This window comes from Pseudomonas sp. MWU13-2517 (assembly GCF_023242545.1).
In the GTDB taxonomy this organism is placed as follows: Bacteria; Pseudomonadota; Gammaproteobacteria; order Pseudomonadales; family Pseudomonadaceae; genus Aquipseudomonas.
Genome location: NZ_JALMFA010000004.1, coordinates 18,976 through 30,990 on the forward strand (window position 1 = coordinate 18,976; position 12,015 = coordinate 30,990).

At 61.5% G+C, this 12,015-nt stretch carries 12 protein-coding genes; 7 read left to right on the top strand and 5 right to left on the bottom strand.

Translation table 11 applies throughout. The features are described from left to right. The first annotated feature begins 13 nt into the window (after positions 1–13). Positions 14–1,471 (top strand): D-alanyl-D-alanine carboxypeptidase/D-alanyl-D-alanine-endopeptidase, encoded by a 1,458-nt coding sequence (gene dacB, locus M5B97_RS06985; RefSeq protein ID WP_248731106.1) that lies wholly within the window; start codon positions 14–16, stop codon positions 1,469–1,471. 1 nt (position 1,472) lies between these two features. On the opposite strand, the gene M5B97_RS06990 is transcribed toward dacB, so the two are convergent. Further along, entirely contained in the window at positions 1,473–2,252 is a 780-nt protein-coding gene (locus tag M5B97_RS06990) for an IclR family transcriptional regulator (protein WP_248731107.1), read from the bottom strand. A gap of 120 nt (positions 2,253–2,372) precedes the next feature. Here M5B97_RS06990 and hmgA point away from each other — a divergent pair, with 120 nt between their 5' ends. Genes hmgA through M5B97_RS07010 form a run of 4 tightly spaced genes read left to right on the top strand, consistent with a single transcriptional unit; the run spans position 2,373 to position 7,022 of the window. Continuing rightward, positions 2,373–3,656 carry a homogentisate 1,2-dioxygenase gene (gene hmgA / locus M5B97_RS06995; RefSeq protein ID WP_248731108.1) on the top strand — a complete coding sequence of 428 codons (1,284 nt, stop codon included), beginning with the start codon at positions 2,373–2,375 and terminating at the stop codon, positions 3,654–3,656. Positions 3,657–3,659: 3 nt separating this feature from the next. Continuing rightward, on the top strand, positions 3,660–4,946 hold the full coding sequence (fahA, locus tag M5B97_RS07000) for a fumarylacetoacetase (protein ID WP_248731109.1): 1,287 nt from the start codon (positions 3,660–3,662) through the stop codon (positions 4,944–4,946). Positions 4,947–4,958: 12 nt separating this feature from the next. Then, positions 4,959–5,603, top strand: coding sequence for a maleylacetoacetate isomerase (gene maiA / locus M5B97_RS07005; protein WP_123714704.1), 645 nt, complete (start codon positions 4,959–4,961; stop codon positions 5,601–5,603). Between the two features lie 51 nt (positions 5,604–5,654). Beyond that, positions 5,655–7,022, top strand: coding sequence for an aromatic acid/H+ symport family MFS transporter (locus tag M5B97_RS07010; protein ID WP_248731110.1), 1,368 nt, complete (start codon positions 5,655–5,657; stop codon positions 7,020–7,022). Here the strand turns inward: M5B97_RS07010 and M5B97_RS07015 are convergent. Beyond that, positions 7,019–7,822, bottom strand: a complete 804-nt coding sequence (locus tag M5B97_RS07015; protein WP_248731111.1) for a transglutaminase family protein — start codon at positions 7,820–7,822, stop codon at positions 7,019–7,021. The genes M5B97_RS07010 and M5B97_RS07015 overlap by 4 nt on opposite strands. A 187-nt stretch (positions 7,823–8,009) precedes the next feature. Between M5B97_RS07015 and M5B97_RS07020 the strand changes: the two genes are divergently transcribed. Further along, entirely contained in the window at positions 8,010–9,029 is a 1,020-nt protein-coding gene (locus M5B97_RS07020; protein ID WP_134658478.1) for a Glu/Leu/Phe/Val dehydrogenase dimerization domain-containing protein, read from the top strand. 55 nt (positions 9,030–9,084) lie between these two features. On the opposite strand, the gene M5B97_RS07025 is transcribed toward M5B97_RS07020, so the two are convergent. Next, positions 9,085–9,345 carry a YebG family protein gene (locus M5B97_RS07025; protein WP_003188807.1) on the bottom strand — a complete coding sequence of 87 codons (261 nt, stop codon included), beginning with the start codon at positions 9,343–9,345 and terminating at the stop codon, positions 9,085–9,087. A 248-nt stretch (positions 9,346–9,593) separates the two neighbouring features. On the opposite strand from M5B97_RS07025, the gene M5B97_RS07030 reads away from it, so the two are divergent. Further along, a complete protein-coding gene (locus M5B97_RS07030; RefSeq protein ID WP_060755005.1) occupies positions 9,594–10,082 on the top strand; it encodes a phosphate-starvation-inducible PsiE family protein in 489 nt (162 codons plus the stop codon). Here M5B97_RS07030 and M5B97_RS07035 read toward each other — a convergent pair. Continuing rightward, positions 10,079–10,396, bottom strand: a complete 318-nt coding sequence (locus tag M5B97_RS07035) for a DUF3509 domain-containing protein (RefSeq protein WP_123714709.1) — start codon at positions 10,394–10,396, stop codon at positions 10,079–10,081. The two genes, M5B97_RS07030 and M5B97_RS07035, sit on opposite strands and share 4 nt — an antisense overlap. 299 nt (positions 10,397–10,695) lie before the next feature. Further along, complete coding sequence (locus M5B97_RS07040; RefSeq protein ID WP_248731112.1) at positions 10,696–11,982, bottom strand: serine/threonine transporter; 1,287 nt, start codon at positions 11,980–11,982, stop codon at positions 10,696–10,698. Positions 11,983–12,015: the final 33 nt, after the last annotated feature.

The following is a 12,015-nucleotide window of genomic DNA, read 5'->3' on the forward strand; positions in this document are numbered from 1 at the left end:
AGGAATGCGGTTTATGCAGTGGGGACGATGGATACACGCCGGCGCGATGGCGCTGGGTTTTGGGCTGCTGCTCAGTGGTTGCGCCACGCCGTCGAAGACGGCGGGCGGGCATGGCCTGGACCAACTGCTGGCCGATCCGGCGCTGCACGGCGCCAGCGTGTCCCTGATGGTGCGTGATGCCAGCAGTGGCGCCACGCTCTATCAGCACAACCCGCGCACACGGCTGGTGCCGGCGTCCAACCTCAAACTGTTGACCACGGCGGCGGCGATGGATGTGCTGGGGCCGCAATACCGTTTCTCCACGCAACTGCTGAGCAACGGCATACGCCAGGGTGATCGCCTCACCGGTAACTTGTACCTGCGTGGCCTCGGCGACCCGACCATCCAGTTTGCCGACTACCAGGCACTGGCGGCGCAATTGGCCAGCCTGGGCATACGCCAGGTGCAGGGCGACCTGGTGTTCGACGACACCTGGTTCGACGCCGAGCGGTTGGGGGTGGACTGGTCCCATGATGATGAAACCACCTACTACGGCGCGCAGATTTCGGCACTGACCGTATCCCCCAATATGGATTTCGATGCGGGCAGCGTCCTGGTCACGGCCAAGGCGCCGGTGCGCGCCGGCCAGCCGGTCAGCGTCGAGATCTACCCGCCCACCGATTACCTGCAGCTGAGCAACCGTGCCATCAGTGGACCGGGCAACACCTATGGGATCAATCGCCGTCATGGCACCAATCTGTTGCAGCTCAGCGGTGCGGTCGCGCCGGGCAGGCAGAGCGAGCAACTGGTCAGTGTGTGGGAGCCGACGCAGCTGGTCGCCAACCTGTTTGAACAGGCGCTGGCACAGCAGGGCATCCGCGTATCGGGGCGTCGCGTGATGGGCGGCGTGAGCCCGGCCACGGCCACCGTGCTGGCCGAGCACCAATCGGCACCGCTGCAGGCGTTGATCACGCCGTTGCTCAAACTCTCGAACAACAACATGTCTGAAGCCTTGCTCAAAGCCATGGGCCGCAAGACGGCCAACAGCGGCACGGCGGCGGCCGGCGCGGTGGCGGTGGCCGGGTTTCTCAAGCGTCAGGGCCTGGATACCGCGACGCTGAGCCAGGTGGATGGTTCGGGCCTGTCGCGACGTAACCTGGTGTCGTCCCAGAACCTTACGGATGCGCTATTGGCCGCGAGTAAACAGCCGTGGTTCGATGCCTGGTACAACGCGCTGCCGATTGCCGGCAATCCCGACCGCATGGCCGGTGGCAGTCTGCGTTATCGCCTCAAGGGCACGCCCGCGGAAAACAATCTGCATGCCAAGACCGGCTCCATGGGCGGCGTTTCGTCCTTGAGCGGTTACATCACTGATACCCACGGGCGGCGGTTGGTGTTCTCCATGATCAGCAATAACTATGTGGTGGCGGGCGCCCAGGTCAAAGGCGTGGAAAACCGTGTGGTAGAAGCGCTGTCACGCTGGGACGATTGATTCAGGGTTGGTAGCCCATTCGCCAGCTCACGGCCCGGGTCGCTGCCAGCAGGTGTTGCGCCGCCGGGCCATTTTCATCGGCGTGGAACAATGAGGTGGGGCCGACCACGGTCATCACCGCTGTCACTTGCCCGACCGCGTTGAACACCGGCGCCGACAACGCGTCCACCCCAGGCATCAGCAAACCGTGCACAAAGTGCAGGCCACGGCTGCGAATCTGCTCGCAGACGGTGGCGTAGGCCTGATCGTCGGCCAGGGCGTGGGCGATTCCGGCCTGTATCTCACGTTCACGCAATTCCACGGTTTCCCGCGGCGGCAAATAAGCGCTGAACACCAGGCCGGTGGACGAACCGAGCAGCGGCAATACCGAACCCAACTGCGTCACTACCGTGACGGCGCGCACCGCAGGTTCGATATGCACCACGGTGGCGCCCTGGTTGCCCCACACCGCCAGAAAGCAGGTTTCATTCAATTCATCGCGCAGTTCGGCCAGCGGCATGGCGCCGACTTTCAACACGTCCATGCTGCCCAATGCAGCCAGGCCCACGCGCAACGCCTCGCGGCCCAGGCCATAGTGGTTGGTGGCGGTGTTCTGTTCGGCAAAGCCTGAGGCGATCAACGCCTGCAAATAGCGATGCACCTTGCTTGCGGGCATTTGCACGTGTTCGGCCAGGCGCGACAGCGAGGTGGCGGGTGACAGTTCGGCCAGGGCCTTGAGGATATCGGTGCCCACTTCGGCCGAGCGGACTTTCTGTTTACCGGTGTCGCGGGGCTTTTCCATGGAAGGGCGAGAATCCGAGAGATGAATGGGCGTCTTTATAGCTTGACGGTCGATGGTGATCAAATTACGTTATGCGTAACTGGATTACGATAAAAACAACTTCCGCACAGAGGATGATCCATGCACCTCGAATATCAATCGGGCTTCGGCAATGAATTCGCCAGCGAAGCCCTGCCAGGCGCGCTACCTGTCGGCCAGAACTCCCCGCAAAAAGCGCCCTACGGGCTGTACACCGAACTGTTCTCCGGCACGGCGTTCACCATGGCACGCAGCGAAGCGCGCCGAACCTGGCTTTACCGTATTCAGCCATCGGCCAATCACCCGGCATTTGTAAAGGTGGAGCGGCAATTGGCCGGCGGGACTCTGGGCGCGGTGACACCGAATCGCCTGCGCTGGAATCCATTGGATATTCCCAGCGAACCGACCGACTTTATCGATGGGCTCGCAGGCATGGTGGCCAACTCAGGGTCGCAAAAGCCCTCTGGCATCAGCATCTACCACTACCGCGCCAACCGCTCCATGGAGCGCGTGTTCTTCAATGCCGACGGCGAACTGTTGCTCGTGCCCGAGCAGGGGCGCCTGCGCATTGCTACCGAATTGGGCGTGCTGGACGTGGAACCGTTGGAAATCGTCGTGCTGCCGCGCGGCCTGAAATTCCGTGTCGAACTGCTGGATGCCGAGGCCCGTGGCTACGTCGCCGAGAACCATGGCGCACCGCTGCGCTTGCCGGACCTGGGGCCTATCGGCAGCAACGGCCTGGCCAACCCGCGCGATTTCCTCACGCCGGTCGCGCACTACGAAGACCTCAAGCAACCGACCACCCTGGTGCAGAAATTCCTTGGCGAGCTGTGGGCCTGCGAGCTGGACCATTCGCCGTTGAACGTGGTCGCCTGGCATGGCAACAACGTGCCGTACAAATATGACCTGCGTCGTTTCAACACCATCGGTACGGTGAGTTTCGATCACCCGGACCCATCGATCTTCACGGTGTTGACCTCGCCCACCAGCACTCACGGCCTGGCCAACCTCGACTTCGTGATTTTCCCGCCGCGCTGGATGGTGGCCGAGAACACCTTCCGCCCGCCGTGGTTCCACCGCAACCTGATGAACGAATACATGGGCCTGATCCAGGGCGCCTACGACGCCAAGGCCGAAGGATTCCTGCCCGGCGGTGCGTCGTTGCACAGTTGCATGAGTGCCCACGGCCCGGACGGCGAAACCTGCACCAAAGCCATCAACGTGGAGTTGGCGCCGCACAAAATCGATAACACCATGGCCTTCATGTTCGAGACCAGCCAAGTGCTGCGTCCCACACAGTTCGCCCTTGAATGCCCGCAACTGCAAAACACCTATGACGCGTGCTGGGCCGCGCTGCCCGCCACCTTCAACCCGAACCGGAGATAACCCATGACTCATCCGACGCTAACCCGCAGCTGGGTGGCCTCCGCCAACGGTCACCGCGACTTTCCCCTGCAAAACCTGCCGCTGGGTGTGTTCAGCATCAACGGCTCGGCACCACGCAGCGGCGTGGCGATTGGCGACTCGATCCTCGACTTGCACGCCGCTTTGGACGAGTTTGAAGGTGAGGCGCGCCGCGCCGTAGAAGCCACCGCCGGTGGCCAGTTGAATAGCTTTTTCGAACTGGGCCGTGGCCCGCGCGTGGCCCTGCGCGAACGCCTGCTGGAACTGCTGGCCGAAGGCAGCAAGCTGCAAACCCGCGAGGCGCAGGTGTTGCACCGCGCTGTCGATTGCCAGATGCACCTGCCGGCGAAAATCAGCGACTACACCGACTTCTACGTGGGCATCGAACACGCGCAGAACGTCGGCAAACTGTTTCGCCCCGACAACCCCTTGCTACCGAACTACAAGTACGTGCCGATCGGTTACCACGGGCGCGCCTCGACCATTCGCCCATCGGGCACCGAAGTCCGTCGCCCTAAAGGCCAGACCCTGCCGGCCGGCCAGACCGAGCCGACCTTCGGACCCTGCGCGCGGCTGGACTACGAATTGGAACTGGGCATCTGGATCGGTCCGGGCAACGCCATGGGCGACGCGATTGCCATTGGCGACGCGGCCGAGCATATCGCCGGTTTCTGCCTGCTCAACGACTGGTCCGCACGGGATATCCAGGCGTGGGAGTACCAGCCTCTGGGGCCGTTTTTGTCCAAGAGCTTTATCACCAGCATCTCACCGTGGGTAGTTACGGCTGAGGCGCTGGAGCCGTTCCGCAAGGCGCAACCGGCGCGGCCCGAAGGTGACCCGCAGCCGCTGCCATACCTGCTGGATAACCGTGATCAGAACGCGGGCGCCCTAGACATCGAACTGGAGGTATTGCTGACCACCGCGTCGATGCGTGAGCAGAACCTGCCGGCCCATCGCCTGACCCTGAGCAACACCCAGCATATGTACTGGACAGTGGCGCAGATGGTTGCGCACCACAGCGTCAACGGCTGCCAGTTGCAGGCCGGTGACCTGTTCGGCTCGGGTACCTTGTCCGGGCCCCAGCCGGGGCAGTTCGGCAGCCTGCTGGAAATCACCGAAGGCGGCAAAAAACCGATCGAGCTGGCCTCCGGCGAAGTGCGCAAGTTCCTTGAAGATGGCGACGAAATCATCCTGCGCGCCCGGTGCCGCCGCGAAGGGTTTGCCTCCATCGGCTTCGGCGAGTGCCGTGGCACCGTGGTTGCGGCGCATTAAGGAGGCCGGGCGATGGAGCTCTATACCTACTACCGTTCTACTGCGTCATACCGAGTGCGTATCGCGCTGGCACTCAAAGGGCTGGATTTCACTGCCGTGCCGATCAACCTGCTGGTCCCGGCGGGCGGCGCCAACCGCCAGCCGGAATACCTGGCAATCAACCCGCAGGGCCGTGTACCGGCGTTGCGCACGGACGACGGTGAGCTGTTGATTCAGTCGACGGCGATCATCGAATACCTGAACGAGCGTTATCCACAGGCGCCGCTGTTATCCAGGGATATCGCCACCCGTGCGCATGAGCGTGCGGTGGCGTCGATCATTGGTTGCGATATTCACCCGTTGCACAACTCCAGCACCCAGAACCTGCTGCGACAGTGGGGGCACGACGAGGCGCAATTGCTGGAATGGATCGGCCATTGGATCAGCCAGGGGCTGGGCGCGGTGGAGCAGTTGATTGGCGATGAAGGTTTTTGCTTTGGCGAGCAGCCGGGGATGGCGGATGCGTTTCTGATTCCCCAGCTGTATGCAGCGGAGCGCTTCAAGGTGCCGTTGGCGGCATTTCCGCGGATTGGGCGGGTGGCGGCGCTGGCGGCACAGCATCCGGCGTTTGTGCAAGCGCATCCTGCCAACCAGCCGGATACCCCTGCTACACCCTGAATCCATGTGGGAGGGGCATTATTCAAATAAAAATAATCAAGGTACCTTGCGATGCACAATCAGATTGCCAGCTTTCGCGCGGCACTCGATGCCCGTCCGGTGTCGCGCTATCAGTGGTTGATCCTCCTGTTGCTGGCGCTGCTGCTGGTGACCGACGGCTACGACGCTCAGGTACTGGGTTACGTAGTGCCGGCATTGGCCAAGGATTGGGGCTTGGAAAAAGCCGCGTTCGGCCCGGTATTCAGTGCCAACCTGTTGGGCCTGACGTTGGGCTCGCTGCTGGTGACACCCCTGGCCGACCGGTTTGGCGTGCGGCGCATCCTGCTGGGCTGCGTGCTGATTTACGCCAGCCTTACCGTACTGATGGTATTCGCCAACTCCCTGACCACACTGATGGCCGCGCGCTTTATCTGCGGCATTGGCATGGGGGGTGCGATGCCGAGCGCCATGGCGTTGATGTCGGAATACTCCCCGCCCCGGTTGCGCACTTTGATGGTGACGTTGGCGGCGTGCGGCTTCTCGTTCGGCGGCGCGGCGGGTGGGTTCGTAGCGGCGGGCTTTATCGAAAGCTATGGCTGGCAGGCGGTTTTCCTGGCGGGCGGCGTCACGCCGTTGTTGCTGTTCCCCTTCCTGGTGGGGTTGCTGCCCGAATCCCTGCCGCGTCTGTTGCGTGATGCACCGCCCTATGCGCGCCTGCAAAAGGTTACGGCACGCATGCTGCCCGACTGGCAACCGCCACTGGCCACCGAGGCCGAAAACCGGCAGGAGCAGGGCAGCCGGCTGACGGTGCTGGAGTTGTTCCGCAACGGCTACGCGCGCCCGACCGTACTGATCTGGGCGACTTTTTTCGTCAGCCTGATCCTGTTGTATTTCATGATCAGTTGGTTGCCGTCGCTGCTGCTGGAAAGCGGCCTGGTTTTGAAAGAAGCCAATCTGGTGACGTCGATGTTCCTGTTTGCCGGCACTCTGGGTGCCATCGGCATGGCCTGGTTCGCCGACCGCCTGAAAAGCAAAGTGCGGCTGTTGTCCGGTGTGTTGGCGGCCGCTGCCCTGTGCACCGTCCTGTTGGGATTGAACCATGACAACCCGCGCTACCTGGTGGCCTGCGTGTTCGCCGCCGGTTTCTGCATTATTGGCGGCCAGCTTACGCTCAACGCCTTTGCCAGCAACTTCTACCCGGCTCACGTGCGCGCCACCGGCACCGGCTGGGCCTTGGGTGTGGGGCGATTCGGCTCAATCCTGGGGCCACTGTTTGGCAGCGCGCTGTTGGCGATGCATATTCCGGTGCAGCAGATTTTCTTTTTCTGCGCGATTCCGGCGGTGATTGCGGCGTTGCTGATTATTCAGGTGCGTTCGCCTGTCGTCAGCACGCCGAAGAGCCCGTTGCAGACCGATATCCTCAAGGCGCCGCAGGCTTAATGCACGACAGTATTGGGCGGTAGATGCCCCAGCCGCTCGGTCAGGCGCAGGCGCTGGATCGGGTCTTCGCTGAGCAGCAGGGCATGTTCCAGGTCAAAGCGCTCGGCGTTCGGGCAGTCCAGGCGTTGATACAGGCTGGCCCGGGCCAAATAGTCGGCGGCGCTGGCATTGCCCAGTTCCAGTACGCGCTCGGCATCGATCAATGCGTCGAGTGGGGCGTCATTGGAAAGGTGCAGTTGGCGCAGGTTGCGTGACAGCCGTTGCAGGATCGAACGTGGTTCGGTGGTGTGCAGGTGCTCGGCCTGCAGCTTGAGGTTCGGCCCGTATTGACGCTGCAGTAATTCGCGGCAGTCATTGGGGTATAGACGCCGACCGCCACAGGGGTCCAGCAGGTGGTCGGCGCCGGGCACCCGTAACAGAAAATGCCCCGGGAAATTCACACCCACCAGAGGGATGTCCAGGCGTCGCGCCATTTCCAGTGCAATCAGCGCCATGGCCAAAGGTTGCCCGCGCTTGCGTTGCAGTACCTTGTCCAACAGGGCGGCGGCGGGGCGCAGCGGGGTGAAGTCGTCCTGGGCGAACCCCAGGTCGTTCAAGCGGCGTAACAGGGGTTGGCCCAGTTCGTCAGCCGGCAACATCGGCAGGCCAAGCGCGACCTGTTGTTGCAACAAAGTGAAGTCTTGCAGGATCTGCAACGGCTGTACGGCAGGATCGTGCTCGGCGGCAATCCACAGCGCAGCTTCAAACAGCGCGGGGGGTGAACGGTCCAGGCAGGCAAAAAAGGCTTGGCGGGGATTCATTGCGTTCTCCGGCAGATGCCCCCGTTTTAGCCTTGCTGTGAATTTTCGTCCAGCGTCTTGAGAAATATCCTGCCGCCTTATGTCTTAGGGCCTGCAAAACCGGGAGCCTTATTCCAGCGCAGTCCAGCATTTTTCTACCGCAAGCCTATACTTGGGCCACTACCAGAAGTGATTCGGGAGCTCATTGATGTTTGCGCTCATGCACAGCACCCGCCTTGAATCGCTGCACCTGAGCGTCGACCCGGTGACGGGGCTGAAGGCGATCATCGCCATCCACAACAGTCGCTTGGGGCCGGCCTTGGGCGGCTGTCGCTACCTCAGTTACCCCGACGATCAAAGTGCCGTGGCGGATGCCGCGCGCCTGGCCCAAGGCATGAGCTACAAAGCTGCCCTGGCCGGCCTGCAGGTGGGCGGCGGTACGGCGGTGATCATCCGTCCCGTGCACGTGGAAAGCCGCGCCGCCCTGTTCGAAGCCTTTGGCCGCTGCATCGAAAAACTCGATGGCCGCTTCATCACCGCCATCGACAGCGGCACCTCGGTTGCCGATATGGACTGCATCGCCCAGCACACCCGCTTCGTCACCAGCACCACCGCCGCCGGCGACCCTGCGCCCCATGCCGCCATGGGCGTGTTCACCGGTATCCGCACCACCGCCATGGCCCGCCTTGGCAGCGACAACCTCGAAGGCTTGCGCGTAGCGGTGCAGGGGCTGGGCAACGTGGGTTATGCCCTGGCCGAGCAACTGCACGCAGCCGGTGCCGAGCTGTTGGTCAGCGATATCGATCACGGCAAGGTTCAACTGGCCATGGAGCAACTCGGCGCGCACCCCATCGCCAACGATGCCTTGCTCAGCACCCCCTGCGACATCCTCGCGCCCTGCGGCGTCGGCGCGGTGTTTAATCGCCATACGGTCGGCCAACTGCGTTGCGCCGCTGTGGCCGGTTCCGCCAGCGCGCAACTGACCAACCTGGAGATCGCCGACCAACTGGAAGGACGCGGCATACTCTATGCGCCAGACTACGTGATCAACTCCGGTGGCTTGATCTACGTCGCTCTCAAGCACGGCGGTGCGGAGCTGGCGGACATCACGGCTCATCTGTCAAACATAGGCAGGCGCCTGACCGAAATCTTCGCCCACGCCCAGGCCGAAAAACGTTCCCCGGCACGGGTCGCCGACGAGCTCGCCGAGCGGCTGCTGTACAAATAGCCCGGGCATTAAAAAGGCCCTGAGTCAGTGACTCAGGGCCTGTTCAATTCGGGCTTTATTCCGCTGCCGGGTTCAGCAATTCGGACAACGCGTCCGGCTGGCTCTTGAACGCCTTGGCAAATACATCGCGGTTCTTCGCCATGTAGATCCCGGCTTCTTCCACTTGCTGCTCGCTCAGGGACGGCACGGCTTTTTGCAACACTTCTGCCAGCAACTCAGCGAGTTCAAGCATCTTGTCATGACGGTCAGCTTCGGCTTTATCCATGAACAAACGCTCCAGATCTCGGCTGCTGCGGTATACCACTTCGACGGCCATTCACCACCTCACATGCCTTCACGATAGTTGTCTTTTGCGACTACTGTATTTATATACAGCTAAAAGGGTAAGCCAAACCGTGGGGTTTGGGTAGCAGTTTTTTAATGTAGCCCGAAAAGGCAGGTTTGGAGTGCCTCATATCACCCTGCCATCATCTTATACCGGCTGCTGGCCTTTTTTCTGCATGCAGAACAATCGTCACGTCCACCTCGCATTATCCGGTCGAGCCGACCTAAGGAAGCATCATCGTGAAAATCAACTGGGCTGAAAGGCTGCGCCAGAACGTACATGGTCTCGCCGAGTCCCTGGGCAATCTGTTCGTCGAGACATTCCACTACCTGGCGCTGTTCGCCATTGGCGCGGTGACCGCCTGGGCGGCGGTGATGGAGTTTCTGGGGATGCTGGAGAACGGGCATATCAAGATCGATGACATCTTGCTGCTGTTCATCTACCTGGAATTGGGCGCGATGGTAGGGATTTACTTCAAGACCAACCACATGCCGGTGCGCTTCCTGATCTACGTGGCGATCACCGCGTTGACGCGCCTGTTGATCTCCAACGTATCGCACCACAACCCGCCGGACATCGGCATCATCTACCTGTGCGGCGGTATTCTGCTGTTGGCGTTCTCGATTATGGTCGTTCGGTACGCCTCGTCGGCGTTCCCGTCGGTAAAGGTTGAAGGCCCGCGTCGCAAAGGCGAGGCGAGCCAGGAAACCGAGAAGGGCGAGCTTTAAAGCCCGACGCTGAAGGGCAGGCTGGGCGTGGGCGGTCGCTGCAGGAGTTTGTGGCCGTCACCGTCCGTCATCATCGCCAGGATCTCCATGGCGCTATGGCCCTGCTCGATAGCGATGCCGAACTGAATGCTTTGTACCAGCCGTTTGAGCCGTTGCGGATCGTTGCGTTGTTCGGCGCTGATCATGCGCTTGGCCACCACGCCCGTTTCATTCGAGAGCGTGAGCATAATGCTGCCGTCGAGCCGTTGGATGCTCAGGTTGACGCGGTACTGGGGGGTGAAAGTGTCCGTGATGATCTGAAAAGGATTGTCCATGGTGCGTTACCGCCTGATAGGAACATGCAGTCATTGACGACCGGTGTCGGGAATAGTTCGCGTTGCCTGACCACCGGCCACTCCGTCGCTGAGGTTTTACAAAGTCCGTTTACCTCGCAAGCTGTACAGCAAGGGCCGTGCCGTACACGGGCCTCCCAGGCGCTGTGGGCTTGATGTGAGAGGGGGCTTGCTCCCGATGGCGGTCATTCAGCCGAGTATTTATTGGCTGATGTACCGTTATCGGGAGCAAGCCCCTTTTCACATGAGCGCTGTATTGTTCTTGAGGTGGGCGACCCGTTTCAGGGCAGAACGGAAAAAACGATCGCTGAAAGCGCAATCAACCCGATCACCACCACAAACACATTCGACAACTGGCCCGAATACTGGCGCAGCGATGGCACGCGGCGGATCGAGTACATCGGCATCAGGAACAGCAGGCAGGCAATGATCGGTCCGCCCATGGTTTCGATCATGCCCAGGATGCTCGGGTTGAAGGTCGCAACGGCCCAGCAGGTCAGCACCATGAACAATGCGGTGCAGCGTTCGAGCGCTTTGGACGACATCGAGCGGTTACGCCCACGCAGGGATTTGACGATCAAACCCTGGAAGCCTTCGCTGGCACCGATGTAGTGGCCAAGGAAGGATTTGGTGATCGCCACCAGCGCAATCAACGGTGCGGCGTAGGCGATGACCGGCGTTTGGAAGTGGTTGGCGAGGTACGACAGGATCGAAATGTTCTGCGCCTTGGCGGCCGCCAAATCGGCCGGCGACAGGGCCAGCACGCAACTGAAGCAGAAGAACATCACTGTCAGCACCATCATGCCGTGGGCGGTAGCCAGGATACCGCCGCTTTTGCGTTCGGCCTGGGCGCCATACACACGCTTCTGGTCGACGGCAAATGCAGAGATGATCGGTGAGTGGTTGAAGGAGAACACCATCACCGGAATAGCCAACCACAGGGTCTTGAAGAACAGTGGCATCGGCATGCCGTCACCGGCCGAGGCGAAGAACGCGCCGTTCCAATTGGGAATCAGGCTGAACGCCAGCAGCAACAGGGCGGCAACGAACGGATACACCAACACGCTCATGGCTTTGACGATCACGCCTTGGCCGCAGCGCACAATGGCCATCAAGCCGAGGATCAGCACCAGCGACAGGATCGCCCGGGGCGGCGGCGTCATGTGCAACTGGTGCTGCATGAAACTGCCCAGGGTGTTGGTCAGGGCCACGCTGTACACCAGTAGAATCGGGAAAATCGCAAAGAAATACAGCAGGGTGATCAGCTTGCCTGCGCCGATACCGAAGTGTTCTTCGACGACTTCGGTGATGTCGCCGGATTTTCCCGACAGCACAAAACGCGTCAGCCCACGGTGGGCGAAGAAGGTCATCGGGAAAGCCAGCAGCGCCAGCACGATCAGCGGCCAGAAGCCGCCGACGCCGGCGTTGATCGGCAGGAACAAGGTGCCCGCGCCGATGGCGGTGCCGTAGAGGCCAAGCATCCAGGTGGTGTCGTGTGGGGTCCAGCCCGTGGTCACGGTCGTTTCTACAGCAGGATTTTCTACGGCAGGTGTACGTACATCAGTCATCGATATTGCCTCGTTATTATTTTTGCGCGGGCT

Coding starts and splice junctions, on each gene's coding strand:
- maiA (WP_123714704.1), top strand. CDS start 4,959: ATGGAGCTCTATACCTACTACCGTTCTACTGCGTCATACCGAGTGCGT.
- M5B97_RS07040 (WP_248731112.1), bottom strand. CDS start 11,982: ATGACTGATGTACGTACACCTGCCGTAGAAAATCCTGCTGTAGAAACG.
- fahA (WP_248731109.1), top strand. CDS start 3,660: ATGACTCATCCGACGCTAACCCGCAGCTGGGTGGCCTCCGCCAACGGT.
- dacB (WP_248731106.1), top strand. CDS start 14: ATGCAGTGGGGACGATGGATACACGCCGGCGCGATGGCGCTGGGTTTT.
- M5B97_RS07025 (WP_003188807.1), bottom strand. CDS start 9,345: ATGGCCGTCGAAGTGGTATACCGCAGCAGCCGAGATCTGGAGCGTTTG.
- M5B97_RS07035 (WP_123714709.1), bottom strand. CDS start 10,396: ATGGACAATCCTTTTCAGATCATCACGGACACTTTCACCCCCCAGTAC.
- M5B97_RS07015 (WP_248731111.1), bottom strand. CDS start 7,822: ATGAATCCCCGCCAAGCCTTTTTTGCCTGCCTGGACCGTTCACCCCCC.
- M5B97_RS06990 (WP_248731107.1), bottom strand. CDS start 2,252: ATGGAAAAGCCCCGCGACACCGGTAAACAGAAAGTCCGCTCGGCCGAA.
- M5B97_RS07010 (WP_248731110.1), top strand. CDS start 5,655: ATGCACAATCAGATTGCCAGCTTTCGCGCGGCACTCGATGCCCGTCCG.
- M5B97_RS07020 (WP_134658478.1), top strand. CDS start 8,010: ATGTTTGCGCTCATGCACAGCACCCGCCTTGAATCGCTGCACCTGAGC.
- hmgA (WP_248731108.1), top strand. CDS start 2,373: ATGCACCTCGAATATCAATCGGGCTTCGGCAATGAATTCGCCAGCGAA.